Here is a 25,319-nt window from a genome sequence, read left to right as displayed (position 1 = left end):
ATAGTCGAAGCCCCATATCTTTCGCTCTTCTCCGCTTTATGAAGGACGCCCATGTCGCTGTTAAAAGTCGCCTCCGTGGCCTGTATTGCCCTGACGCTCGGTGCTTGCCAGAGCCTGTTCCAACCCAGCTACCGTGCGCCGCTGGAAGCCACTCGCGATGCCTCCGAGGTGGTGCAACCCGGCTGCACCACTGCCGATTGCCCGCTGGTGAACATCGATACGGTGCATTTCGCCAGCGAGCCCAAGCTCGATGCGTTGATCGAGCAACGCCTGCTGGAAATGACCCGCACCACCCCCGGCGCCCCGGTGCCGGCGACCTTGAATGCCTATCGAGAAAAATTCCTGCGTGAGTCCGGCCCGCGCAACAGCATGTATTTGCAGGCCAAGGTACGGGAGCAGCATGACGGCTTGGTGATCATCGAGCTGTCCAGCTACCTGGACACCGGCGGTGCCCACGGCGAACCCGGCCGTGGCTTCATCAACTACTCGCGCCAACAGCAAAAAAACCTGACCCTGGCGGACATGCTGCGCCCGGGCAAGGAAGACGCGTTCTGGAAAGCCGCCCAAGTGGCCCACAACAGCTGGCTGATCAGCACTCGCCTGAGCCTGGAGCCGGAGTACGTGAAAAGCTGGCCCTTCCAGAAAACCCCGAACGTGGCGCTGACCTACGGTGCCGTGGTGCTCAAGTACCCTACGACCACCATTGCGCCTTACGCCATGGGCCACGTCGAGTTGCAGATTCCTTACGCTCGCCTCGACGGCATCATCAAGCCTGAGCTGGTGCCCGTGCGCCGCTGAAAGCGCGCCCAAGGATAAATTGCAACAGCCCTGCCAGCGCCAGTGCCGGCAGGGTCGCGCCAATATCCGGGTACAGATTGGCCAGCAGATGATAGGTACTGATTCCTCCCAGCCAGGCCAGCAATGCCGGCCAGCGCAGGCTTGTAGCCAGGGCCTGGCCACGCCGGCGCAGGATGAAGTGGTCCACCAGCACCACGCCAAACAGCGGCGCGAATACCGAGCCGATCAACAGCAGGAAGTTCTGATACTGGGCCAAGGGCGCAAAGCAGGCGATCAGCGTGCACACAAGCCCAATCGCCAGCGCCAGGTGCTCGACTTTCAGGCGCAATAGCATGCCGCTGGACACCGCCGCCGAGTGAATATCAGCGAAGGCGTTTTCTGATTCATCCAACAGAATCAGCAACAGCGGAATCCCCAGGCCAGCCCCGGCCAACGCCAGCAACAGCGCATTGACTTCGCCACTGGGCGCAAACGCCAGGGTGTAGGCCACGCCCAGGCTCATCAGCCAGAAATTACCGATAAAAAAGCCCAGGGCGGTGCCGCCGAACACACGGGTGGCGCGCTGGCCGAAGCGTGAGTAATCGGCAATCAGCGGCAGCCAGGACAACGGCATGGCAATGGCGATATCAAACCCGACGGCAAACGGCAGCGAACCATCGCCGGCCTGGGCCCACAGCGCGGCCAGGTCGGCCTTGGCGAACAGGTTCCAGGTCAGCCACAGGCACGCCGCCAGCAACAGCCAGATCCCCCACTTGCGCAGGATCTGCCGCACGAAGGTCAACGGGCCGCTGACCGCGAGCAACGTGGCGAGGCCGCCGAAGAACACGGTCCAGAGCAACGGGCTGGCCCACAGGCTGCCGGCGCTGAAAGCCCGGGTACCCAGCAGGCTGGCGGCATCGCGCATGACAATGATTTCGAACGAGCCCCAGCCGATCAGTTGCAACAGGTTCAACAGCGCCGGCAGGCTCGCCCCCTTGGCGCCGAGGCTGAGCTTGAGGGCGGCCATGGACGACAGGCCGGTGTCACTGCCGATCACCCCGACGGCGGCCAGCAACAGCACGCCCACCAGGGTACCGAGCAAGATCGCCAGCAACGACCCCGACAGGCCCAGCCCCGGCGCCAACAGTGCACCGGTTTGCAGGACCATCAGGCCGATGCCGAGGGAGAACCATAGGGAAAACAGATCGCGGGCGCCGAAGACTCTTTTATCGGCAGGCACCGCGATGTCAGGGGAATAGGTGCTGGGTTGAATGCTCAAGGGGGTTATCTCAGAGGGACATGATCGTTCCCACGCTCTGCGTGGGAACGATCATTGGGGTCAGACCTTTTTGTAGAGCTGACTGCCTTCCTGCTTGAACCGCTCCGCCTGCTCGGCCAAGCCCTTGGCCACATCCACGTCCACCGCCTCGATGCGCTGGTTGGCCGCGTACTCGCGCACTTCCTGGGTGATTTTCATCGAGCAGAATTTCGGCCCGCACATCGAGCAGAAATGCGCGACCTTGGCCGAGTCCTTGGGCAGGGTTTCATCGTGATAGGAACGTGCGGTGTCCGGGTCCAGGCCGAGGTTGAACTGATCTTCCCAGCGGAACTCGAACCGCGCCTTGCTCAAGGCGTTGTCGCGGATCTGCGCGCCCGGATGACCTTTTGCCAAGTCGGCCGCGTGGGCCGCAATCTTGTAGGTGATGATCCCGGTCTTCACGTCATCCTTGTTCGGCAGGCCCAGGTGTTCCTTGGGCGTGACGTAGCAGAGCATGGCGCAACCGAACCAGCCGATCATCGCCGCGCCAATGCCCGAGGTGATGTGGTCGTAGCCCGGTGCAATATCGGTGGTCAGCGGGCCCAGGGTGTAGAACGGCGCTTCGTCACAGCACTCCAGCTGCTTGTCCATGTTCTCCTTGATCAACTGCATCGGCACATGGCCAGGGCCTTCGATCATGGTTTGCACATCGTGTTTCCAGGCGATCTTCGTCAACTCGCCGAGGGTTTCCAGCTCGCCGAACTGCGCCGCATCGTTGGCGTCGGCAATCGAGCCTGGGCGCAGGCCATCGCCGAGGGAGAAACTGACATCGTAGGCCTTCATGATTTCGCAGATTTCGTCGAAATGCGTGTAGGTGAAGTTCTCTTTATGGTGCGCCAGGCACCACTTGGCCATGATCGAGCCGCCCCGGGACACAATGCCGGTGACGCGCTTGGCGGTCAGCGGCACATAGCGCAGCAACACGCCGGCGTGGATGGTGAAGTAGTCGACGCCCTGCTCGGCCTGTTCGATCAAGGTGTCGCGGAACAGCTCCCAGGTCAGGTCTTCGGCGGCGCCGCCGACTTTTTCCAGGGCCTGGTAGATCGGCACGGTACCGATCGGCACCGGCGAGTTGCGGATGATCCACTCGCGGGTTTCGTGGATGTGCTTGCCGGTGGACAGGTCCATCACCGTGTCCGAGCCCCAGCGAATGCCCCAGGTGAGTTTCGCCACTTCTTCTTCGATGGACGAACCCAGGGCGCTGTTGCCGATATTGCCGTTGACCTTCACCAGGAAGTTACGGCCGATGATCATCGGCTCCAGTTCGGTGTGGTTGATGTTGGCCGGAATGATGGCGCGGCCACGGGCGATTTCTTCGCGCACAAATTCCGGGGTGATGATTTTCGGCACGCTGGCCCCGAAGCTGTGCCCGGCGTGTTGCTGGTCGAGCAGGCCAGTGGCGCGAGCCTCTTCAAGCTTCATGTTTTCGCGGATGGCGACGTATTCCATCTCGGCGGTGATGATGCCTTTGCGTGCGTAATGCATCTGGGTCACGTTGGCCCCGGCCTTGGCGCGGCGCGGGTTTTTCACGTGGGCAAAACGCAGGGCGGTCAGCTCGGCGTCGCTCAGGCGCTGCTGGCCGAAGTGCGAACTGAGGCCCGACAGGCGCTCGGTGTCGCCACGGGATTCGATCCACGGCGAGCGCACATCGCCCAGGCCTTTGCGCACGTCGATGATGATATTCGGGTCGGTATACGGCCCGGAGGTGTCGTAGACCACCACTGGCGCATTGATTTCGCCGCCGAAGTCGGTGGGGGTCACGTCCAGGCTGACTTCACGCATCGGCACGCGGATATCCGGGCGAGTGCCCTGCACATAGACTTTTTGCGAGCGGGTAAACGGCTGCACGGATCCGGAATCGACCTTGGCCGACTCACTCAAATGCACGGTGTTTTTTAGTTTTGTACTCATCACGGGCTCTCCAGACACATCCAGGCAGTGGATTTTTGTCGGAGTGAACCTGTGGCGGACGGACGCACTGGAAGCAGTGCTGTGCTTGGCGCACGAGGGCTGTTCGATTGTCGAACAACATCCCGGACGAAGCACAAGAGGACTCGCCGGGTGACGAGAAATCTTGTTCCCTACGCAGGCGCTAACCTGATCAGGTTCAACGGGATCCGGTATTTACCGATCTCAGCCTCATAGCAAGGCACCCCGACAAGAACGCGGCCAGTCTAGACCATGGAGCAGGCAAATTGCCAATAGCGGTGCATTCAGCGTGATGAATGGCGCAATTACAGGATTGTTGTGCCGGGGTACGGCCACTACACTCGGCTCCTGCCTCAGCGGCTTGACGCTATGGATTGCTCGTCGTAGCCTTGAACGCTAAATTATTGTCGTAATATTTATCTAGGGATCGCCTCATGCTGCGCAAACTTTCACTGGCTCTTGCCGTGTCTTGTGCGACCAATGGAATGGTCTGGGCAGCAGAAGCGCCCTTGTCGACCAAAACCGACCTGGTCAGCGTCTACCAGGAAGCGGTGGACAACAACGCCGACCTGGCCGCCGCCCGCGCCCAATATGGCGCGCAAAAAGAAGTGGTGCCCCAGGCCCGTGCCGGCTTGCTGCCCAACCTTTCGGCCGGCGCCGACGTGAACAACGTACGCACCCAGATCGACACCCCGTCAGCCACCGCCAATCGCGACGCCCACACCTGGCGTGCGACCCTTAGCCAGCCACTGTTCCGTGCCGACCGCTGGTTCCAGTTGCAGGCGGCCGAAGCGGTCAATGAACAGGCCGCACTGCAGCTGTCGGCCACCGAGCAGGAACTGATCCTGCAAAGCGCGGAAAACTACTTTGCCGTGCTGCGCGCCCAGGACAACCTGGCCTCGACCAAGGCCGAAGAAGCCGCTTTCAAGCGCCAACTGGACCAGTCCAACGAGCGTTTCGACGTGGGCCTGTCGGACAAGACCGACGTGCTGCAATCCCAGGCCAGCTACGACACCGCGCGGGCCAACCGGATCCTCGCCCAGCGCCAGGTGGATGACGCGTTTGAAGCGCTGATCACCCTGACCAACCGCCAGTACAACGCGATCCAGGGCATTGTCCACACCCTGCCCGTTTTGCCGCCAGCGCCGAATGACGCCAAGGCCTGGGTCGACACCGCCGGACGGCAGAACCTGAACCTGCTGGCCAGCAACTATGCGGTCACCGCTGCCGAAGAAACCCTCAAGCAACGCAAGGCCGGCCACGCGCCGACCCTGGACGCGGTGGCGCAATACGAAAAAGGCGACAACGACGCCCTCGGTTTCAGCAACCCCAACGCGTTCGGCCAGCCCTATCGTGGTGATGTCGAGCAACGCACCATCGGCCTGCGCCTGAATATCCCGCTGTACAGCGGCGGCCTCACCAGCTCCCAGGTACGTGAATCCTATTCGCGCCTGGGCCAGACCGAACAGCAACGCGAAGGCCTGCGCCGCCAGGTGGTGGAAAACACCCGCAACCTGCACCGCGCGGTGAACACCGATGTGGAACAGGTACAGGCACGCCGCCAGTCGATCATCTCCAACCAGAGCGCAGTGGAAGCCACGGAAATCGGTTACCAGGTGGGCACACGCAATATCGTCGACGTGCTCGACGCCCAGCGCCAGCTGTACACTTCGGTGCGCAACTACAACAACAGCCGTTATGACTACATCCTCGACAACCTGCGCTTGAAGCAGGCGGCGGGGACGTTGAACCCGGGGGATCTGCAGGATCTGGCGCGGTACCTGAAGGCTGACTACAACCCGGACAAGGATTTCCTGCCGCCGGATCTGGCCAAGGCCGCGGCCGAACAACTGAAGGCCCGCCCCAACAATTGAGCCACGCCACAACACCCGTGTGAGAGTTGGCTGGTGTGGGAGTCGGGCTTGCCCGCGATACAGGCACCTCGGTTTATCTACACGTCTCTTTAGTGATTCTTAGGTTTGTGTACATATCCGTTGCTGCGGTCATGGCCACTTAGGGTTCCGCCCTTACGGCGGCTCACTTTGGAAAGCCCCAAAGTAAGCAAAGGGCTCTTGCCCCACCACTCGGCACCTCGCCCAGGCTCGGAGTGCCCGTCATCCGACATTGATTTGGGGGGCCGCCGCGATGGGCCATCCCTGGCCCAGCGCGGCTAAACCGGCGTCCTGCCGGTTTACCCCCCAAATCAATATCGGATGACGGCCAGCGTGGTTTAACGGGGCGCCTCAGATCAAAAGCAAAGCGAGGCGGCCTGACAGCCGACCTGATCTTCGAGGCGTGCGCGTCACCCTGTGGGAGCGGGCTTGCCTGCGATGACGGTGCATCAGCCAATACATTTATCGACTGATACACCGCCATCGCAGGCAAGCCAGCTCCCACAGGGGGGGAATGCAGCTTCGCGCTCTGGGTTTGCTGTTGCTCTGCTTTTGATTTGGCTTTTGATCTTAGGCGCCCCGTTAAACCACGATGGCCGCAGGCAGGTGTTGCGCAGTGGGCACCCCGGCATGGATGCCGGGGTAGCCGCGACACGGCCATGGATGGCCGATCGCGGCGGGCCCACGGAGCAATGCCTGACTGCGGGCATGCCGAGCCTAGGCGAGGCACAGAGTGGTGGGGCAAGAGCCCTTTGCTTACTTTGGGGTTTTCCAAAGTGAGCCGCCGTAAGGGCGGAACCAATAGCCGCCGTAACCGCAGCAACGGATATGTACACAACCCCAATAAGCACTAGATAAAAGAGTTATGTAGATACCTATGGCTATCGCAAGCAAGCCAGCTCCCACATTTTTGACCGAGCGGGGTCAGGGTTTGATTAGTCTGTCCAAGCCATCGAGCAAACGCTTCAACGCGCCCTGATTAGCCTGCATCACCTTAAGCCCCGCCAGCGCCCGCTTGCGCGCATCCTGCGGTAGCTCGAACAGCTGCCGCACCACCTCGGCCAACCCCTCGGCCTCATCCACTTCCTGCAACGCTCCGGCCTCGCGCATCATCGCGGCGATTTCGAGGAAGTTGAACAGGTGCGGGCCACTGATCACCGGTTTGGCCAGCGCCGCCGGCTCCAGCAGGTTGTGCCCGCCATTGGGCACCAGGCTGCCGCCGACAAAGGCGCTATCGGCCAAGGCGTAGAGAAACAGCAGCTCGCCCATGGTGTCGCCGAGCAATACCGAGGTGTCGGCACCGACCGGCGCGCCGCTGGAGCGCTGCACCGTAGCAAAACCCTGCTGTTGGCAAAGCTCCAGCACTGCGTTGAACCGCTCCGGGTGACGGGGCACCAGGATCAGCAGCGCGTTGGGGTAACTGGCCAGTAGTTGCCGATGCGCAGCCAGCACCACTTCATCTTCGCCCTCGTGGGTACTGGCGGCGATCCATACCGGGCGCTCGCTGGCCTGCCATTGCTCGCGCAACGCAGCGGCGCGCGCCAGCAGTTCGGGGTTGATGGTCAGGTCAAACTTGATCGAGCCGGTGACTTCGACTGTTTCCGGGCGCGCGCCCAGGCTGCGGAAGCGCTCGGCCTCGGTGGCGGTCTGCACGGCAAACAGGCTCATTTCTGCCAGCATTGGCGCAGTCAGCTTGGCGAAACGCCCGTAACCCTTGGCCGAACGTGCCGACAGCCGCGCATTGGCCAAGGCCACGGGGATCCCGCGCTTGGCACATTGATGAATATGGTTGGGCCACAATTCGGTTTCCATGATGACCGCAAGCCTGGGCTGCACCCGGTCCAGAAAACGCTTGGCGGCACACGGTAAATCGTAAGGCAGGTAGCAATGCTGGATGCGCGGTTCATCGGCGAACAGCGCCTGGATCCGCTCGGAACCGGTGGGCGTCATGCAGGTAACGGTGATCGGCAACTGTGGATGCCGCTCCAGCAAACCGCGGATCATCGGCGCGGCGGCGATGCTCTCGCCCACCGACACCGCGTGCACCCAGATCCCGCCGGGCTTGAGTACCGGCAAGCCGTAGGAAAAGCGCTCGCTGACGCGCTTGGCGTAGGCCGGCGCCTTGCGGGCCCGTAGCCATAGACGTAAGGCCACCAACGGCAGCGCCAGGTAAAACAGACAGCTATAGAGAGTTCTATTCATGGCGGCGGAGTTTATCGGCTTTTTCAGCCGATCGCCTGCAAACACGCGGTAAAACGTTCGGCCAGAAAGCGCGCCGCCGGACCAAGGGGCTCATCGCGCCGCCACACCAATTCCACCACCAGGGCCGGCGGCGTCCACTCGCTGTCCAACTCGACCATCTGCCCCTGATACGTCGGGTACTGCACCACATGCCGGGGCAACCAGGCCCAGCCCAGGCCGCGCACCAACCATTCGGCCAGCACGTAGAAACTGTCGGCGCGCCATACCTGGGGGCTGGCCGCCTCGCTGCCGGGGTAGACGCTGGTCTGGGTCGACATCAGCAATTGGCGAAACTGCGCCAAACGCTGGCAATCGACAAACCCACCCCTGGCCAGCGGGTGCCCGACGCCACACACCGTGACCATTTCCACACTGCCGACCACCCGCCGTTCAAGGGCCTCAGGGATCTGATCGTGGTAGAACAGCAACCCCAGGTCGGCCTTGCGCTCCACCAACTTGCGAGCGACATCGCCCTGAGCCGTGCTGGACAACTGCACCTCCAGGCTGGGAAATTTCCCGGCCAGCGCCTCAAGACTGTCGAGTACCGGCTGATACAGCATGGCTTCGTCCTGGGCCAGACGCAGCCGCGCTTCTTCGCCGCGCATCAGGGACAGGGCGCGGCCGTTGAGGCGCTCACACTGGCGCAGCACTTCCCGGGCTTCCTCCAGCAATACCGTGCCGGCCTCGGTCAGGCGTGGCTGACGACCGCTGCTGCGATCAAACAGGCTCACGCCCAGGTCGGCCTCCAGCAGGGCGATGCCATTGCTCACCGCCGATTGCGCCTTGCGCTGGTCCCGTGCCACCGCCGAGAACGAACGCTGCTCGGCGACGCTGACAAACAGACGCATCTGCTCCAGATTCCACTGCACGCTCATCGGCTCAACCCATCTTTAATTCGGATAGGTAATGACTTTACCCCATCTGCGGATTCTCTAGAATGCCGGCCTTATTACGCGCCCCAATTCCGAGGAACACCCCATGAACGCCGCCTACTACTACCTGGCCATTGCCATCTGCTCGGAAGTGATCGCCACCGTTTCCATGAAAGCGATCAAGGGCTGGAGCACGCCGATCCCCCTGCTGCTGGTGATCGTCGGCTATGGCGTCGCATTCTGGATGCTGACCCTGGTGGTGCGCACCGTGCCCGTGGGCGTGGCCTACGCGGTGTGGGCGGGGCTGGGGATCGTCATGGTCAGCATCGCGGCGCTGTTTATCTATGGGCAAAAACTCGATCTGCCGGCGATGCTGGGGATGGGCATGATTGTGCTGGGGGTGGTGGTGATTCAGTTGTTTTCGAAAACCGCGGGCCACTGACCTTCTACAGTTGTTGATCCTGGGCAAAGATCCCGCTGTCGAGTCTGTATACTTGGCCTCTTGTTCTGAACACTGAGGTCGCCCCATGCCATCCGTTATTTCCACCGACGTCCTGATTGTCGGCGCCGGGGTTGCCGGCCTCTGGCTCAATGCGCGCCTGCGCAGCCAGGGGTTCTCCACGATTGTGGTGGAGAACGCGACCTTGGGTGGCGGGCAGAGCGTGAAGTCCCAGGGGATCATTCACGGCGGTGCGAAGTACGCCCTGCATGGCGCCCTGACCGGCGCCTCCGAAGCCATTGCCGATATGCCGCGACGCTGGCGGGAAGCGCTGGCGGGTACTGGCGAGCTGGACCTGACGGGCGTGCGCCTGTTGTCCCAGGCCCATTACCTGTGGTCGCCGGGCACCCTGGCCGGCAACCTCACCAGCTTCTTCGCCAGCAAGGCGGTGCGTGGCCGCGTCGATCAGGTCAAGGGCGACGATTTGCCGCCGGCCCTGCAAGACCGCCGCTTCAAGGGCAAGGTCTATCGCCTGGCCGAACTGGTGGTGGACGTGCCGAGCCTGATCGAGCGCCTGGCACAATTGGCCGGCGACGGCCTGCTCGCCGGGCAACAGATCGAACCGCTGCTGGAAGGTGGCATCCTCGTTGGCCTGAAAGTCGATGGCCGGGCGATCCGCGCCCAGCGCATCGTGCTGAGTGCCGGCGGCGGCACCGCCGAGCTGCTGACGGCCCTGGGCCTGAGCCAGCCGGCCATGCAAAAACGCCCGCTGCATATGATCATCGCCAAGGGCCCCGGCCTCAAACCTCTGTACGCGCACTGCCTGGGTGGCGGCACCAAGCCACGGATCACCATCACCACCCACCCGGCCGCCGATGGCCATTGGGTGTGGTACATGGGCGGTGATATTGCCGAGACCGAAGGTGTGCACCGCACGCCCGCCGAGCAGATCGCCACGGCGCAAAAGGAGCTGGCGCACCTGCTGCCATGGATCGACATGAGCCAGACCCAATGGGCGACCCTGCGGGTAGACCGCGCCGAGCCCCTGCAAACGGGCCTGACCCGGCCGGACAACGCGTTCCTCGCCGAACAGGGCCGCTTGCTGGTGGGCTGGCCGACCAAGCTGGCCCTGGCGCCGGACTTCGCCGACCGGGTGCTCGGCGCCCTGCAACGTGACGGCATCCAGCCAACGCCAAGCACACCGCTGCCCGAACTGCCGCGCCCGGCCATCGCCCAACCTGCCTGGGAGCAATTGTTGCCATGAGCCTACCGACCCTGCATGACCTCCATCGCCCCCTGGGCAGCACCGGCCTGCTGGTGTCGCCACTGGGCCTGGGCACCGTGAAGCTGGGGCGCGACCAGGGGGTGAAGTACCCCAATGGTTTCCAGATCCCCAATGATGAAGAAGCGCGCATGTTGCTGCGCCAGGCCCGCGAGCTGGGGATCAACCTGATCGACACCGCACCCGCCTACGGCCATAGCGAAGAGCGCCTGGGGCCGTTGCTGCGAGGCCAGCGCCAGGACTGGGTGATTGTCAGCAAGGTCGGCGAAGAATTTGCCGACGGCGTGTCCCATCACGATTTCAGTGCCGCCCACACCCGGTTGTCCGTGGAGCGCAGCTTGAAACGCCTGGAAACGGATTTTATCGACCTGGTGCTGGTGCATTCCGACGGCAACGACTTGCATATCCTAAACGACTGCGAGGTGTACCAGACTCTGGCGGAGCTTAAGCGCGAGGGCAAGATTCGCGGTTTCGGCTTCTCCGGCAAAACCGTCGAAGGCGGGGTGAAGGCTCTGGAACAAGGCGATTGCGCCATGGTCACCTACAATCTGAGCGAGCAAAACGAAAAAGCCGTGATTGATTATGCCGCCGCCCATGGCAAAGGCATCCTGGTGAAAAAGGCTCTGGCCAGTGGCCATGCCTGCCTTGAGCCGGGAGTGGATCCAATTCACGCCAGTTTCACCTTGTTGTTTGCGCAAACGGGCGTGGCCAGTGCTATTGTCGGGACCATCAACCCGCTGCACCTTGCCCATAATGTGGCAACCGCTGCCAAGATCATTCGCCAATCCTGATGCCGCCGACGCGGCCGACCCCGACGCAAGAAGGAGCCGACATGCCGCGAACGCTCATAAGAAAAAACCCCAGCAACTTCAAAACACTGCCGCTGTACGTCGAAGCCACCCCCGAAGGCCTGAGCTACCAGAGCGTGGGCATGCCGCTCAACTTTGCCCAGACCCTGCAGCGGCGCAAGCCAGTGGACGTGGCAGACGCCGAACGCTTTGCCCTGGAACTGGCCAACCTCGGGGTGTCGGTGCGCCTGACGCTGCATTGGCAAAACCGCGATTACTGGGTGTTAGTCCGCCAGCGCCGGCAGGACCGTGGCGATGTGGTGCTCAAGCTGATCTCCGGCTACGTGCCAGCCCATGAACTGAACCTGCCGCTGCACACCGCTATCCAGGAAATCGCCGAGGAATGCCTGCTGGAAACCCCGGAGGGCTGGCTCGGCGGACGTTTCAATGACACCTGGCTGCCGGCGCCCTACTCCAGCGCCCTGCACTACCGCGAGGCCTTGCCGTTTCGCCTGTCGCCGCTGTCCGGCGCCGCCCGCCCGGTGCGCTGCGCCAGCATGCAGTTGATCGAACGCCCGCGGGCCTATGTGCACCTGCCGACGGCCTCACTGCAATTGATCTATGACCTGCGCCTGGAGGTGCCCAAGGAAGCCAAGTCCTTGAGCCTGTTCCATGTGGACGAACGCCTGGAGGGCGACCAACTGGTGGCGCGCCTGGACCGCCAGCGCCCGGATTTGTACCTGATGCCCCTGAAGGACGGCCAGCCGTGCGCCGAGCTGTATACCCTGAAGAAGGATCAACTGATCCCGGCGAGCACCCGTGGGTTGTACCTGGCGGAGAGTTTTGCCCAGCAGGAGGGCTGGTTGGTGCGCGATGAGCGGATCCGCTGGAAGGACTGGCTCAGGCAACAGGGCCTGAGCGCGCCGGAGAAGGAATCGAAGTTGAAGCAATTGACCGGGCGGGCCAGGCAGATCTTGCGCAAGATGGTGCCGAAGAAGCCGGGTCGCTGAAGCAGCCCCGCCTGTGGCGAGCGGTACCTACTGGTTGAGTAGTCGCTCCAGACCAACCTTCAGCGGCGTCGGCTCAGGCAATGTGAAGCTTGCCGCCAAGCGCTGGTTGTTGGCTCTGGAGTGCCGGATATCCCCCGAGCGCGGCTCTGTGTAGCTGACAGCCGGCAACGAGCCGATGATTTCCGACAGCGCCTGCAGCAACTGCTTGAGGGTGGTGGTGTGGTTCCAGCCGACATTGATCGCGCCCAGGGGGGCATCCGCCATTTCCACAGCCTGCACCAGCACCGCTACCAGATCCCCGACGTACATGAAGTCACGGGTTTGCTCACCGTCGCCGAATACGGCAATCGGCAGGCCTTTTTGCGCGCGCTCGCTGAAGATGCTGATCACCCCGGAATACGGCGATGACGGATCCTGGCGCGGGCCAAAAATATTGAAGAAGCGGAAAATCACCGGCTCCAGGCCATGCTGGCGGCGATAGAAGTCAAAGTAGTGCTCGCTGGCCAGCTTGTCCGAGGCATATGGCGTCAACGGTGCCTTGGCGGTTTGCTCGTCGATCGAGTCGCCTTCGCCGTTATTGCCATACACCGCCGCACTGGAGGCAAACACCACGCGCTTGACCCCAGCCTGGCGCATGGCCTCGCAGACATTCAGGCTGCCCACGAAGTTGCTCTGGTGCGTACTGACCGGGTCATCCACCGACGCCTGCACCGAAGCAACCGCCGCCAGATGCACCACCGCCGTCGCCCCCACCGCTGCGCGAGCGACCAGTGCGGCATCGGCCACATCGCCTTCGAGCAGTTGCAGGCGCGGGTTATCCAATGGCAGGTTACTGCGCTTGCCGGTGGACAGGTTATCCAGCACGCGCACCGCATAGCCCTTGGCTAGCAGTGCATCGACCAGATTGGAGCCGATAAAACCAGCGCCGCCGGTAATCAGTACGAGAGCATCAGACATAGCGGTAAACCTATCGGGCGGCATCGTTGGTTTGACGAATTTTATCGACAATCGCGGTGGTCGAGCTGTTCTCCACCAATCCCAGGACTTTGACCTTGCCGCCATAGGCATTGACGATATCGGCACCGACCACCTGGTCGACCGAGTAATCCCCGCCCTTGACCAATACATCTGGCTTGACCTGGGCCAACAGGTTTTCCGGGGTGCCCTCGGAGAAGCTGATCACCCAGTCCACCGCGCCTAACCCAGCCAGCACCGCCATGCGCCGATCCACGCTGTTGATCGGCCGGCCAGGGCCTTTGAGGCGACTGACCGAAGCATCGTCGTTGATCGCCACGATCAGGCGATCACCCTGGGCGCGAGCCTGCTCCAGGTAAGTCACATGGCCAGCATGCAGGATGTCGAAGCAACCGTTGGTGAAGACAATGCTTTCGTTATGGGCGCGGGCATCGTCAATCGCCAGCAGCAACTGCTCAAGGCTCAACACGCCACGCTCCGAACCTTCCTCACGCTGGATCGCGCGACGCAGTTCCGGGGCGCTGATGGACGCCGTACCCAGTTTGCCGACCACGATGCTCGCCGCCAGGTTGGCCAGGGCCACCGCGTGGGGCAACTCCTCGCCGGCGGCGATCGCCGCCGCCAGGGTGGAGATAACGGTGTCGCCGGCGCCGGTGACGTCGAACACTTCCCGCGCTCGCGCAGGCAGGTGCATGGCCGGGTGACCGGGGCGCAGCAGGGTCATGCCGTGTTCGCCACGGGTCACCAGCAACGCGCCGAGGTCGAGGTCGGCCATCAGGCTTGCGCCTTTGCTCACCAAGTCGTGCTCATCGACGCAGCCGCCGACGATGGTTTCAAATTCGCTGAGATTCGGCGTGATCAGGCTGGCGCCCCGGTAGACCGAGAAGTCCTTGCCCTTGGGATCGGCCAGCACCGGGATGCCCCGGGCCTTGGCAGCCTGGATCAGCACCTGGTGGTTTTTCAGTGCGCCTTTGCCGTAGTCCGACAGCACCAGCACCTTGATGCCTTCAAGCAACGCGTCGACCTGGTCACTAAGGGCCAGGGCGTCGGTGGCAAAGGGTTCTTCAAAGTCGATACGCAGCAATTGCTGGTGACGGCTCATGACCCGCAGCTTGACGATGGTCGGCTGGTGGGCAATGCGCTGGAACAACGCACGCACGCCAGCGCCGCGCAGGCTGTTGGTCAGGCTGTCGGCGGCTTCGTCGTCGCCGGTCACGCCAACCAGGGAGGCCGGGGCGCCGAGCGCGGCGATGTTAAGGGCAACGTTGGCGGCGCCACCTGGACGGTCTTCGATTTGCTCGACCTTGACTACCGGTACCGGTGCCTCAGGGGAAATCCGTGAGGTACCGCCATGCCAGTAACGGTCGAGCATGACATCGCCGACCACCAAGACAGGGGCTTGATCGAATCGCGGCATGGACAACTTCATGGAGCAACCCACATACAAAATGAACAGGGGCGCGATATTAGCACAGGGAAAAGCATCGACCGATTCAATCCTGGCGGTCAATGCCAGCCTGGCTGCAATGGCGCCTCAATAGGCATCTGTCACGTGGGAGGGCGTCACCGGGTCACCTTCTTCGAACTCCTTGGCGTGCAACCGCGCGTAGTAGCCATTCTTCGCCAGCAACTCAACGTGGGTGCCGCGCTCGACAATCTGGCCGTCATCCATCACCAGGATCAGGTCGGCTTTCTCGATGGTGCTCAGGCGGTGGGCAATCACCAGGGTCGTGCGGTTCTTCACCACATGGTCCAGGGCGGCCTGGATATGGCGCTCGGACTCGGTATCCAGGGCCGAGGTGGCCTCGTCGAGAATCAACAGCGGCGCATCCTTGAGCAGGGCCCGGGCAATCGCGATGCGTTGGCGCTGGCCACCGGACAGCAACACGCCGTTCTCGCCCACCAGGGTTTCATAGCCCTGGGGCATCTTCACGATGAACTCATCGGCATAGGCTTCGCGAGCGGCATGATGCACCGCGTCGGTGGGCGCGCCGGCCAGGTCGCCATAGGCGATGTTGTTGGTCACGGTGTCGTTGAACAAGGTGACCTGCTGGGTCACCAGGGCGATTTGCCGGCGCAGGTTACGCAGGGTGAAATCCTGCACGCGTACGCCATCGAGCAGAATCTGCCCCTGTTCGTGCTGATAGAAGCGTGGGATCAAACCCGCCAGGGTGGATTTTCCGCTGCCCGAACGCCCTACCAATGCGACCATTTGCCCAGGCTCGACGATAAAGCTGATGTCGTTGAGCACCTTCTTGTCGCTATCCGGGTATTGGAAGCTGAGGTTGCGCACTTCAATGCGCCCCGCCAGACGCTCATGTTCAATCACGCCCTGGTCAACTTCTACCGGCTCATCCAACTGCTCGAAAATACTTTCGGCACCCGCCACACCCTTCTGGATGGTCGAGCTGACTTCGGAAAGCTGGCGAATCGGCTTAGGCAACAAGCCAGCCATGGTGATGTAGGCCACCAGATCACCCGGCGAGGCATCGCCACGCAAATACAGGACCAGGAACATGACCACGGCCATCGCACTGTAGGTCACCAACTGCAACATCGGCGTGTACACCGCGCCGGTCTTGGTCATCGCCAGTTGCTTCTCGGTGTTGCTCAGGCTCGCCTGCTTGAAGCGCACCTTTTCATACTGCTCACCGCCAAAGCTGCGGACCACGCGGTAGCCGTGGATCGTCTCGGATGCCACATGGGTCACGTCGCCCATGGACACCTGGATTTTCTTGCTTTGCTTGCGAAATTTACGGCTGGTGCTATTCACCATCATGCCGATCACCGGCAGGATCGCCAGCATCACCAGGGTCAGTTTCCAGTTCATCCACACCAGGGTGCAGAACAGGAAAATCACGGTCATGCCTTCACGGATAACCACCTTGATCGCATCGGTGGCAGCGCCGGTAACCATGGTCACGTTAAAGGTAATGCGCGAGATCAGATGGCCGGAGTTGTTCTTGTCAAAGAAGCGGTTGGGCAACTCCAACAGCTTGTTGAACAGCACTACACGCAGGTCGTGGACCAGCCCCAGGGAAACCCGGGCCAGGAAGAAGTTGCCGAGGAACGAACCTACGCCCTGCCAGGCCGCGATCAGCACGATCATCAGCGGCACGGTTTCCAGCAACTGCAACTTGCCCAGATAGGGGTTGCCGGGGAACAGACTGGCCTCGGGGTTCGCCAGGCCATCGACGAAATATTTGAGGATATAAGCGAGCATCGGCTGGGTCGATGCGAAGATCAGGAACCCGACGATACTCAGGATGAACAGACCCACATAAGGCCGTACGTAAGTCAGGAGGCGAAAGTAAATCGCCAGCGTCGACTGGGTTTTCGGTTCAGGACTGCTCATGGGAATCCGCGCAAATCAGTAAGGCGCGGATCATATCACAGGCCTCTTCAGCCCAAAAAACATGAGCAGGGGCCAGCCTTGCACCAAGTCGGTTAAGATAACCGGCTATTGATGGGAGTCAGGCATGCAAGTAATCGATCACAACACCTATGAGGCACTGCGCGCCGGCGCGCAGGTGCTGGAAGCCGATGGTTCTGGCGACAAGGTGCTCCGGTTGACCGATGGTTGCATGCTCAAACTGTTCCGGCGCAAGCGCCTGCTCAGTTCGGCGCTGTTCTACCCGTATGCACAACGTTTCGCCAACAACACCCGCGCCCTGCAGCAACGGGATATCCCCTGCCCGCGCATCATTGCGGTGTATCGCATCCCCAGCATTGCGCGGGATGCGGTGTACTACAGCCCGCTGGCCGGAGAAACCATCCGCCAGTTGCAGCTTGCCAAAACCGAGGCCGACGCCCTGCGTGTGCGTCTTGGCAGCTTCATTGCGCAATTGCATGAGAAGGGCGTGTACTTTCGCTCGCTGCACTTTGGCAACGTGGTCCTGACACCGGAAAACACCCTGGGGCTGATCGACATTGCCGACCTGAGTTGCCAGACCGCCCCCCTGAGCCAGAGCAAGCGCCTGCGTAACTTCAGCCACCTGCGACGCTACCCTGAGGACCGCCAGTGGCTGCTGGGCGATGATGCCGGGCAAGCCTTTTTCGATGGCTATCGCCAGGGCTTGCCGGCAGGCAGTCAACAGGCGCCGTTGATTGAGCGCCTGCGGCAATTACTGGACTGATCTCACTGGGTGATGACCAGTACCGTGGCGCCTCGGCGATTGGCGAAGCGCTCGACGATGCGCAGGTTGCGCTCGGCCAGCCAGCTGGTGAGCCAGGGCTCGTTACCGCGGGCTTCGATCAGGAAGTAGCGGAATTTATCCGCATAGGCCGGTGACATTGCCACCTCCCGCGTCAATTGCTTGAGCAGATAACCCCGTCCAGCGTAATAGCCGATACGACCATCATCGAAGTAAGCAGGCACATCCGGCTCGACATTCGCCGCCATCCAGCGCCCCGCCTCGACGTACTGGACCTTGCCCGGCCCGGTGGACACCACATTGGACAGCATCACCAATAGGCATATCGCCACCAGCGCCTTGCCCAGGCGCGGGAACTGCTGGGCAAACATCTGCAGCGCCATCGCCAGCGCCGGCACCAACAGCAGGTTCAAGAAGCTCATGTAGCGCACGTTCATGAACTGCTGCTGGATAAAGAACAACAACAATACCAGCAGGTACAACACCGCCGCCCAGGCAAAAGGCCGGTATTCATGCCAGTAGCGCTTGATCGCCTGCCAATTGCGGCCCCGTAAAAACGGCACGGCAAACGGACCGCAAATATTCACAAAGCTGATGGCCATGGCCGCCAGGATGCCAAAAAAGATGATGCGTCCGGCTTCATCCTGGGAGTACTTGTTGATCAGCGAGTTGGCGAACTGCTCGCGCAGCAAATCAAATGACGCCAGGACACTGCTCGGGTTGATCAGGTCCATATAGTAGGCAACGCGCGCCGATGAAAAACCACCGGTTGCCGAGACCAGTACCATCCCCGCCACCACGCCGAGCAGCGGTAGCGCAACAAACTGCAGGAGCGCCAGGCGCCGCTCACGCAGCCACAGGCCAGGCAACTGCCATAAGCCCAGCGCAGGCAACAGCAACAACGCTTCCAGCCGGAAGGCTGCCGCCGCGACAATTGCCAGGTGGATGGTTGACGCACGCAGCCAACCCCCTCGGGCCTGCCAACGCATGGCCAGCCAGAGCGTCAGGGTGCAGAAAAACCAGAAGCCGAACTCACGCAGGATCTCGCCACGAAACTGGTTGAACGCCGGCATCGCCAACACCACCAGGCACGCCCAGGGCGCAACCTGCACCGAGCGCTGGCGAACGCAGTCAACCAGCAGGGCACAAGTCCCGGCGGCAAACAGCGAACACCACAAGTAAGCACTCAGCTCTATGGGCAGGGCTGTAACCGAATGGGTGCCCGCCAGGAGCAGGGAGAACCAGGGCCAGTTGAACAGGGCAAAGGCGGCTTTCGGGCCGTGGACGTGAGCGTCCTGGGCAATGGTCAGGTAGAACGCCGCATCACGCCCGACTGTCGCGGCGCCCAATACGGCGATCAGGGATAGCAGCAAACTCCCGAAAAATGCCACTCGAACGGGATGTTCGACGACAACACTCAAAACCCGGGCCCACAACTTACTGCCGAAACCAACCACACCCCCCCCTTAAAACCTGGCGTCACATCGTGTGCACAAGATTTGAAAACATATGTTCCAGAAAAACCACCACGCCACAAAAAAACCAACGCCCGATCATTGCAATCAACTCAGGCGCTTCATAGGTCATTCCAGGCGTAGCGTAACAGGCTACAAAACGCTTACTTGAACATCAGCTGAAGCGCCTTGCGTGTGTACGACCAACGCGTCAGGGCGCGCCAGTCTGTACGCACCGCCTGGCAGTAAAACTGCCTGGCAAGCGTGTACTCCCCAGCACTGAAGCAATTGCGAAACAAAGACAGGCAGCGCTGCGCGAGAAACGCACTGCGCAAGCCTTGCAACTCTGCCGGCATACGCACTGGCGAAAACACCTCGTCAACCAGACTCACGCCTGCCGCCACACTGTGCTTGATGTCATGCCGCAAGCTGTCCGCATGTTTGTAGACCAACGCCAGCGGCTGGTCGATAACCGTGCAGGGCACGCGCGCCAGGGCCTGGGCAAACACCGGGATATCCTCGGCGTTGCGCATGCGCTCCGGGTAGTTGCCTACCGCAAAAATCTCCCGGTGCATGGCGCAGGCGCCATTGGAGATGGCGATGGTCTTGTCCAGCAAATACCCGCGCACCCGCAGATAAGGCGTCGCAGGCAACGGCTTGACGGCATGCAGGCGGCGCTTGCCATCTTCAAATACCGACCAGTGGCCACCGATGATCAGGCGGCTATCCGGGTGAGCAGCAATATGCTGCGCAACCAGGGCCAGGGCGCCCGGGGCCATTTCATCATCGGCGTCCAGGAACATCAGGTACTGGCCCGCAGACTCCTCAATGCCACGATTGCGCACCGAGGCCAGGCCGCCATTGGGCTTGCGCAGCACCTGGAAGCGTCCGGGATGCTTGGCCAGCAGAGCGTCCAGCACCTGCGGCGTATCGTCGGTAGAGCCGTCATCAATCACCAACAACTGCGCATCAGCTTCGTCGAGTTGCGCCAGCACCGACTCAACCGCGCGCCCCAGGGTGCGCGCGTAGTTGTAGGCAGGGATGACGACGCCAATCAGTGCTTCAGTCAACGGCTTGCCCTTCCACACCATCTTTGACGACCAGGATGTCTTCCATGATCAGGTACTGCAGGTCGGAGCCGAAGAACATGTTCAGGGCGTCGGTCGGCGAGCAGATCATCGCTTCGCCACGGCGGTTGAGCGAGGTGTTCAGGGACACACCGTTGCCGGTCAGCACTTCCAGCTCTTTCATCATGTCGTAGTAGCGCGGGTTGTACTCGCGCTTGAGCACCTGGGCGCGAGAGGTGCCATCTTCATGGACCACTTCCGGCACGCGGGTTTTCCACTCTTCGGCCACTTCAAAGGTGAAGGTCATGAACGGGGCCGGGTGATCGACCTTGATCATCTGCGGGGCCACGGTGTCGAGCATCGACGGGCAGAAAGGCCTCCAGCGCTCGCGGAACTTGATCTGGTGGTTGATCCGGTCAGCCACGCCCACGGCGCTCGGGCAACCGATGATCGAACGACCGCCCAAGGCACGCGGACCGAACTCCATGCGTCCCTGGAACCAGGCCACCGGGTTGCCGTCGACCATGATCTGGGCGATGCGCTTGGGCATATCGTCGATCTGGCGCCACTTCGGCTTGCTCGGGTGCTTGGCACACGCGGCAATCACTTCTTCGTTGCTGTAGGACGGGCCGAGATAGACGTGCTCCATCTTCTCTACCGGTACCCCACGGGCATGGGACACATAGGCCGCAGCACCCACGGCGGTACCGGCATCGCCGGACGCCGGCTGCACGAACAGCTCCTTGACGTCGTCGCGGGCAATGATCTTCTGGTTCAACTTGACGTTCAACGCGCAGCCGCCGGCGAAGGCCAGCTTGCCGGTTTCTTTGAGGATATCGCCCAGGTAATGGTCGATCATCTGCAACGACAGCTTCTCGAACAGCGCTTGCATGCTGGCCGCGTAGTGGATGTACGGCTCGTCGGCGATGTCGCCTTCGCGCTTGGGGCCCAGCCACTCGATCAGTTTTGGCGAGAAGTAGAAGCCCTTGCCCTTCTCTTTATAGCGGCGCAGGCCGATGACGTTGGCGTAGTCGGTGTTGATCACCAGCTCGCCATTTTCAAAAGAGGCCAGGCGCGAGAAATCGTACTTGCTGGCATCGCCATAGGGTGCCATGCCCATGACCTTGAACTCGCCGTCGAGCATCTCGAAACCGAGGAACTCGGTGATCGCGCCGTACAGGCCGCCCAGGGAGTCCGGATCGTAGAATTCTTTGATCTTGTGGATCTTGCCGTTCTCGCCATAACCGAAGAAGGTCGTGGCGTACTCGCCTTTACCGTCGATCCCGAGGATCGCGGTCTTCTCCTGGAAGCCCGAGCAGTGATAGGCGCTGGAGGCGTGGGCCAGGTGGTGTTCAACCGGCTCGATCTTGATCTTCTTCGGATCGAAGCCCAGTTGCTCCAGGCACCAGACAATCTTGTTGCGATAGCGCTTGTAGCGCCGGTTGCCCATCAGGATCGCGTCAAGGGCGCGGTCCGGGGCGTACCAGTAACGCTTGGCATAGTGCCAGCGAGCCTCGCCGAACAAGCTGATCGGGGCAAACGGGATCGCCACCACATCAACGTCGGAGGGTTTGATGCCAGCCTGTTCCAGGCAGAACTTCGCCGATTCGTAGGGCATGCGGTTCTTTGCATGTTTATCGCGTACGAAGCGCTCTTCTTCGGCGGCCGCGATCAGCTTGCCGTCGATATACAGGGCTGCGGAGGGATCATGGCTAAGGGCGCCGGACAGGCCAAGAATCGTCAATGCCACTGGGGTCTAGCCTCTTTTAGTCTGCATGCAGGCGCTGGCGCCTGAAAAAATGTGTGCCCCTCGCCTCAGCGAGAAAAGCTAAAGGGCGGGATTATAGCTTAAAAGCGGCAAAACGCCTCTAGCCGCAAATGGCAGGGAGAAACAAGAGGCATCATCGGAAAATCTCGATACTGCCATCGCGGCTCTGTCGGTAGACGGTGTAGGGCAGTACCAAAGTATCGAGGACGCCCGACAGGGCAAAATCAATGGCAATCCAGGGCACCGAGGCAATCTGCTGGTCTTCCAGGCTTTTCTTGCCGTTGGGTTCGCCATTCAGGGAGCAGAAGTCATACACCACCCCGCTGTAGATACGGGGCACGCTCTCGCAGTGGCTGCGCAGGTCCTTGAGTTTCTGGCTGGCTACTGCGTCTTCGCGAAACACCGTGTCGAGGGTGCCGCAGGCAGTGGTCGAAAGGACAATGGCGGCAAGCAGCAGAATGTTTGTAGGATTCACGGGCAACCCTCTTTGGCATGGAGCGGACAGCCTAACCCAAGATGGCGTAAGACGAATATGCCGGTATTTTGCGGGAATATTCTTCGGAAACGCCACGCAGAATCGTTAAACTCGCGCCCTTTTTTCCGCGCCGGCGCTGCGCGTCATGGAAGTTGGTTCGCTCATGAAAGTTGTTGCTCCCACCTGTTTTGCGATGTTGCTCCCCAGCCTGCTGGGCCTGCAGCAAACGGCCCTGGCCGAAGACGCCCCACTGATTCTCGACCCCAGTGTGGTGACGGGCTCGCGTAGCGCCAGCCGCAGTTTCGACCTGCCCTACTCGGTGGACAGCATCAGCCGTGAGCAGATCAGCGACGGCCAGTTGGGCGTCAATGCCTCGGAAGCCCTGTCCCGCGTGCCGGGGCTGGTGGTGCAGAACCGCCAGAACTATGCCCAGGACCTGCAGATTTCCTCCCGTGGTTTTGGCGCGCGTTCGGCGTTTGGCGTACGCGGGATCAAGCTGATTGCCGATGGCATCCCCGCCAGCACCCCGGATGGCCAGGGCCAGGCCGCCACCTTCAACCTCGACACCGCCGACCGCATCGAAGTCCTGCGCGGCCCGGCCGCCACCCTGTATGGCAGCAACGCCGGCGGGGTGATCCAGATGTTCTCGCGCAACGGCGAAGGCCCACCCCGTATCGGCGCCGAAACCCTGGTCGGCAGCGATGGCCTGAACAAGCACCACCTCAGCGCCGAGGGCGCGGTGCAGGGCGCCGGTTTTGTCCTCGATGCCTCACGCATGGACACCGACGGCTACCGCGACCACAGCAGCGCCCGCCGCGACCAGACCTTCGCCAAGCTCAACCTCGAGCCCGATGACGACAGCAAGCTGGCCCTGATCTACAGCAGCCTGGAGCAGAACGGCACCCAGGACCCGCTGGGGCAGACCTGGGCAGGCTACAAGGCCGACCCGCGCTCGGTGAGCAGCAATGCCCTGGCGTACAACACACGCAAGAGCATTGATCACCAACAGGTAGGGATGAATTACGAGCGGTACATTGGCGATGCGACATTGCAGGTGAATGCCTACACCGGGCGCAGGAGTGTGATTCAGTATTTGTCGATTCCCAAAGGCACACCCACAAACGAGCTTGGCGGCGGCGGCGTAGTGCAATTCGACCGCAAGTTCTACGGCGGTGGCGTGCGCTGGATGCAGCCCATAGACAGCGTGCCGGGCGAATTGATGATCATCACCGGCCTGGACTTCGACCAGAGCGAAGACAGCCGTCACGGCTACCAGAACTACAACGGCAACACCCTCGGCGTGAAAGGCGAATTACGCCGCAATGAAATCGACACCGCCCGCAGCCTCGACCCGTACATCCAGGCCAACTGGGCCATCGACCGCTGGACCCTGCAAGCCGGGGTGCGCCACAGCACCATGGAGCTTGACGTCAATGACAAGTTCTTTAGCAATGGTAATGGCGATGCCAGCGGCAACAAGACCTATCAAAAGAATACGCCCTCAGTGAGCGTGATGTACGCCTTCACACCCGATCTGCATGGTTACATCAGCGCCGGCAAAGGCTTCGAGACACCGACCCAGGCAGAGCTGGCTTACGCCCCTGGTGACATCGAAGGTTTCAACTTTGGCCTGAAGCCGTCAGAAAGCACTCAATATGAAGTGGGCTTGAAGGCGCAGGTGAACAACAGCACGCGGGTCAACGCTGCCGTATTCCAAATAACTACGGAAGATGAGTTGGTGGTCAATGCATCGAAGGATGGACGCACCAGCTACCAAAACGCCGGCCGCACCCTGCGCCGTGGCTTTGAGCTGGGTATCGAAAGCCAACTGAGCGAACAGTGGAGCGCCAACCTCGCCTACACCCGCCTGCAAGCCACCTACGACAGCAACTTCAGCAACAGCGGCAAAACCGTGGAGAAGGGCAACTACCTACCCGGCGTCCCACAGACCACGCTCTTTGCCGAACTGAACTGGAAACCACGGGACTGGGTCAGCACCGCCGTCGAAGGCATGTACCGCAGCAAGATCTATGTCGAAGACACCAACCAGAAACAAGCGGCACCGGCTTACAGCGTTTTCAACTGGCGTGCACGCTTTGAACAGAAAGTCGAACACTGGACCTTTCACCAGACCCTGCGCCTGGACAACCTGCTGGATCGCCAGTACATCGGTTCGGTGATTGTCGGCGATGGCAACGATCGTTATTACGAAGCCGCGCCCGGCAGGTCGTGGTATGCGGGCGCAGGAGTCCAGTACAGCTTTTGAGTGATAAAAACCAATGGGCAAATAACATTGCCCATTTGGCTCCCACATTAATAACAGAAACTTCCTATAACCCGACCCCTACACTTTGAAAAGTACCCACCAAAATTACAAAGAACTACAAACAAAAATACCCACTCAACTTTTAAGCAATCATCCATCAGCTTTTAATTGCCACTCCCCATTGGCTCCGTAAACCAGCTCATGATCTATGGGCTCTCGATAGGGATCACCGAAGTTCACATAACCGCCATCACCTTTGCCATTAGAGGCGGTTGGCTGCCATTCCTGGGTATCGGCGTTAAAAAATTCGGCATCATCACCAGCGGTTGTGTCCTTTGGATTGCGCACACCCGACTGCACTTTATCTATTGGGCTTGTTGGATTCACCGGATCTATCGGCTTATTTTTACCGGCCAGATCACTGTAAAAAGAAAACGGATGAAAGCCTGTTATCGAAGTCATTTGCACACTCCCGGAATTAACATTTCGACCATTCAATAAACATCTATATAAGATATTCCTATCAAGCGTCGATACAACCTATTAACCCCAATAAACAATGTCCAGAGCACTACTTAATCAAAATATTAAGTAATGCCCCTTGCCTTCGAA

General features: G+C 61.1%; 20 protein-coding genes and 1 riboswitch. Of the genes, 8 read left to right on the top strand and 12 right to left on the bottom strand.

Annotated elements, in window-relative coordinates:
• Positions 1–51: 51 nt before the first annotated feature.
• Positions 52–798: an RsiV family protein gene (locus tag PSFL_RS18130; protein ID WP_057437337.1), complete on the top strand. Its 747-nt coding sequence runs from the start codon at positions 52–54 to the stop codon at positions 796–798.
• Here PSFL_RS18130 and cytX read toward each other — a convergent pair.
• Both cytX and thiC read right to left on the bottom strand, forming a co-directional pair.
• On the bottom strand, positions 767–2,056 hold the full coding sequence (gene cytX, locus PSFL_RS18125; protein WP_115127243.1) for a putative hydroxymethylpyrimidine transporter CytX: 1,290 nt from the start codon (positions 2,054–2,056) through the stop codon (positions 767–769). The two genes, PSFL_RS18130 and cytX, sit on opposite strands and share 32 nt — an antisense overlap.
• Positions 2,057–2,116: 60 nt before the next feature.
• Positions 2,117–4,006, bottom strand: a complete 1,890-nt coding sequence (thiC, locus tag PSFL_RS18120) for a phosphomethylpyrimidine synthase ThiC (protein ID WP_170044469.1) — start codon at positions 4,004–4,006, stop codon at positions 2,117–2,119.
• Between the two features lie 150 nt (positions 4,007–4,156).
• Positions 4,157–4,262: riboswitch (TPP riboswitch) on the bottom strand.
• 196 nt (positions 4,263–4,458) lie between these two features.
• On the opposite strand from thiC, the gene PSFL_RS18115 reads away from it, so the two are divergent.
• Positions 4,459–5,898 carry a TolC family outer membrane protein gene (locus PSFL_RS18115; RefSeq protein ID WP_115127242.1) on the top strand — a complete coding sequence of 480 codons (1,440 nt, stop codon included), beginning with the start codon at positions 4,459–4,461 and terminating at the stop codon, positions 5,896–5,898.
• 942 nt (positions 5,899–6,840) lie between these two features.
• Here the strand turns inward: PSFL_RS18115 and waaA are convergent.
• Positions 6,841–8,118 carry a lipid IV(A) 3-deoxy-D-manno-octulosonic acid transferase gene (waaA, locus tag PSFL_RS18110; RefSeq protein ID WP_120731372.1) on the bottom strand — a complete coding sequence of 426 codons (1,278 nt, stop codon included), beginning with the start codon at positions 8,116–8,118 and terminating at the stop codon, positions 6,841–6,843.
• A 23-nt stretch (positions 8,119–8,141) separates the two neighbouring features.
• Positions 8,142–9,032 (bottom strand): LysR family transcriptional regulator, encoded by an 891-nt coding sequence (locus PSFL_RS18105; protein WP_057958130.1) that lies wholly within the window; start codon positions 9,030–9,032, stop codon positions 8,142–8,144.
• 103 nt (positions 9,033–9,135) lie between these two features.
• Between PSFL_RS18105 and PSFL_RS18100 the strand changes: the two genes are divergently transcribed.
• The 4 genes from PSFL_RS18100 to PSFL_RS18085 all read left to right on the top strand — a co-directional run bounded on the left by PSFL_RS18100 (position 9,136) and on the right by PSFL_RS18085 (position 12,548).
• A complete protein-coding gene (locus tag PSFL_RS18100) occupies positions 9,136–9,471 on the top strand; it encodes a multidrug efflux SMR transporter (RefSeq protein WP_057437331.1) in 336 nt (111 codons plus the stop codon).
• 85 nt (positions 9,472–9,556) lie between these two features.
• Entirely contained in the window at positions 9,557–10,732 is a 1,176-nt protein-coding gene (locus PSFL_RS18095) for an FAD-binding oxidoreductase (RefSeq protein WP_169959893.1), read from the top strand.
• Positions 10,729–11,541 carry an aldo/keto reductase gene (locus tag PSFL_RS18090; protein WP_115127239.1) on the top strand — a complete coding sequence of 271 codons (813 nt, stop codon included), beginning with the start codon at positions 10,729–10,731 and terminating at the stop codon, positions 11,539–11,541. The genes PSFL_RS18095 and PSFL_RS18090 overlap by 4 nt, the downstream gene beginning before the upstream one ends.
• Positions 11,542–11,582: 41 nt before the next feature.
• Positions 11,583–12,548 carry a metal ABC transporter ATPase gene (locus PSFL_RS18085; protein WP_397470347.1) on the top strand — a complete coding sequence of 322 codons (966 nt, stop codon included), beginning with the start codon at positions 11,583–11,585 and terminating at the stop codon, positions 12,546–12,548.
• 27 nt (positions 12,549–12,575) lie between these two features.
• Here the strand turns inward: PSFL_RS18085 and PSFL_RS18080 are convergent, their stop codons facing one another.
• The 3 genes from PSFL_RS18080 to msbA all read right to left on the bottom strand — a co-directional run bounded on the left by PSFL_RS18080 (position 12,576) and on the right by msbA (position 16,878).
• Entirely contained in the window at positions 12,576–13,505 is a 930-nt protein-coding gene (locus PSFL_RS18080) for an NAD-dependent epimerase/dehydratase family protein (RefSeq protein ID WP_057437323.1), read from the bottom strand.
• Between the two features lie 10 nt (positions 13,506–13,515).
• Positions 13,516–14,952 (bottom strand): bifunctional D-glycero-beta-D-manno-heptose-7-phosphate kinase/D-glycero-beta-D-manno-heptose 1-phosphate adenylyltransferase HldE, encoded by a 1,437-nt coding sequence (hldE, locus tag PSFL_RS18075; protein WP_115129349.1) that lies wholly within the window; start codon positions 14,950–14,952, stop codon positions 13,516–13,518.
• A gap of 105 nt (positions 14,953–15,057) precedes the next feature.
• The gene (gene msbA / locus PSFL_RS18070) at positions 15,058–16,878 is read right to left on the bottom strand and encodes a lipid A export permease/ATP-binding protein MsbA (protein ID WP_397470346.1); all 1,821 of its coding nucleotides are present in this window, start codon (positions 16,876–16,878) and stop codon (positions 15,058–15,060) included.
• A 124-nt stretch (positions 16,879–17,002) separates the two neighbouring features.
• On the opposite strand from msbA, the gene PSFL_RS18065 reads away from it, so the two are divergent.
• On the top strand, positions 17,003–17,659 hold the full coding sequence (locus PSFL_RS18065; RefSeq protein WP_169989278.1) for a phosphotransferase: 657 nt from the start codon (positions 17,003–17,005) through the stop codon (positions 17,657–17,659).
• Between the two features lie 2 nt (positions 17,660–17,661).
• Here PSFL_RS18065 and PSFL_RS18060 read toward each other — a convergent pair whose 3' ends face one another.
• The 4 genes from PSFL_RS18060 to PSFL_RS18045 all read right to left on the bottom strand — a co-directional run bounded on the left by PSFL_RS18060 (position 17,662) and on the right by PSFL_RS18045 (position 22,441).
• Positions 17,662–19,050, bottom strand: coding sequence for a hypothetical protein (locus PSFL_RS18060; RefSeq protein WP_397470345.1), 1,389 nt, complete (start codon positions 19,048–19,050; stop codon positions 17,662–17,664).
• 245 nt (positions 19,051–19,295) lie between these two features.
• Positions 19,296–20,201 (bottom strand): glycosyltransferase family A protein, encoded by a 906-nt coding sequence (locus PSFL_RS18055; RefSeq protein WP_057437703.1) that lies wholly within the window; start codon positions 20,199–20,201, stop codon positions 19,296–19,298.
• Positions 20,194–21,948: a carbamoyltransferase gene (locus tag PSFL_RS18050; protein WP_057437314.1), complete on the bottom strand. Its 1,755-nt coding sequence runs from the start codon at positions 21,946–21,948 to the stop codon at positions 20,194–20,196. The genes PSFL_RS18055 and PSFL_RS18050 overlap by 8 nt, the downstream gene beginning before the upstream one ends.
• 151 nt (positions 21,949–22,099) lie before the next feature.
• Positions 22,100–22,441: a YceK/YidQ family lipoprotein gene (locus PSFL_RS18045; protein WP_397470344.1), complete on the bottom strand. Its 342-nt coding sequence runs from the start codon at positions 22,439–22,441 to the stop codon at positions 22,100–22,102.
• Positions 22,442–22,604: 163 nt separating this feature from the next.
• Here PSFL_RS18045 and PSFL_RS18040 point away from each other — a divergent pair, with 163 nt between their 5' ends.
• The gene (locus PSFL_RS18040; RefSeq protein WP_397470343.1) at positions 22,605–24,707 is read left to right on the top strand and encodes a TonB-dependent receptor family protein; all 2,103 of its coding nucleotides are present in this window, start codon (positions 22,605–22,607) and stop codon (positions 24,705–24,707) included.
• A gap of 150 nt (positions 24,708–24,857) precedes the next feature.
• On the opposite strand, the gene PSFL_RS18035 is transcribed toward PSFL_RS18040, so the two are convergent.
• The gene (locus PSFL_RS18035) at positions 24,858–25,169 is read right to left on the bottom strand and encodes a hypothetical protein (RefSeq protein WP_157717210.1); all 312 of its coding nucleotides are present in this window, start codon (positions 25,167–25,169) and stop codon (positions 24,858–24,860) included.
• Between the last annotated feature and the right edge of the window lie 150 nt (positions 25,170–25,319).

This window comes from Pseudomonas sp. DD1 (assembly GCF_044510355.1).
GTDB lineage: Bacteria > Pseudomonadota > Gammaproteobacteria > Pseudomonadales > Pseudomonadaceae > Aquipseudomonas > Aquipseudomonas shahriarae.
This window is presented reverse-complemented; position numbering and strand designations above follow the sequence as displayed.

Coding starts and splice junctions, on each gene's coding strand:
- PSFL_RS18130 (WP_057437337.1), top strand. CDS start 52: ATGTCGCTGTTAAAAGTCGCCTCCGTGGCCTGTATTGCCCTGACGCTC.
- thiC (WP_170044469.1), bottom strand. CDS start 4,006: ATGAGTACAAAACTAAAAAACACCGTGCATTTGAGTGAGTCGGCCAAG.
- PSFL_RS18115 (WP_115127242.1), top strand. CDS start 4,459: ATGCTGCGCAAACTTTCACTGGCTCTTGCCGTGTCTTGTGCGACCAAT.
- waaA (WP_120731372.1), bottom strand. CDS start 8,118: ATGAATAGAACTCTCTATAGCTGTCTGTTTTACCTGGCGCTGCCGTTG.
- PSFL_RS18105 (WP_057958130.1), bottom strand. CDS start 9,032: ATGAGCGTGCAGTGGAATCTGGAGCAGATGCGTCTGTTTGTCAGCGTC.
- PSFL_RS18100 (WP_057437331.1), top strand. CDS start 9,136: ATGAACGCCGCCTACTACTACCTGGCCATTGCCATCTGCTCGGAAGTG.
- PSFL_RS18095 (WP_169959893.1), top strand. CDS start 9,557: ATGCCATCCGTTATTTCCACCGACGTCCTGATTGTCGGCGCCGGGGTT.
- PSFL_RS18090 (WP_115127239.1), top strand. CDS start 10,729: ATGAGCCTACCGACCCTGCATGACCTCCATCGCCCCCTGGGCAGCACC.
- PSFL_RS18085 (WP_397470347.1), top strand. CDS start 11,583: ATGCCGCGAACGCTCATAAGAAAAAACCCCAGCAACTTCAAAACACTG.
- PSFL_RS18080 (WP_057437323.1), bottom strand. CDS start 13,505: ATGTCTGATGCTCTCGTACTGATTACCGGCGGCGCTGGTTTTATCGGC.
- hldE (WP_115129349.1), bottom strand. CDS start 14,952: ATGAAGTTGTCCATGCCGCGATTCGATCAAGCCCCTGTCTTGGTGGTC.
- msbA (WP_397470346.1), bottom strand. CDS start 16,878: ATGAGCAGTCCTGAACCGAAAACCCAGTCGACGCTGGCGATTTACTTT.
- PSFL_RS18065 (WP_169989278.1), top strand. CDS start 17,003: ATGCAAGTAATCGATCACAACACCTATGAGGCACTGCGCGCCGGCGCG.
- PSFL_RS18040 (WP_397470343.1), top strand. CDS start 22,605: ATGAAAGTTGTTGCTCCCACCTGTTTTGCGATGTTGCTCCCCAGCCTG.
- PSFL_RS18035 (WP_157717210.1), bottom strand. CDS start 25,169: ATGACTTCGATAACAGGCTTTCATCCGTTTTCTTTTTACAGTGATCTG.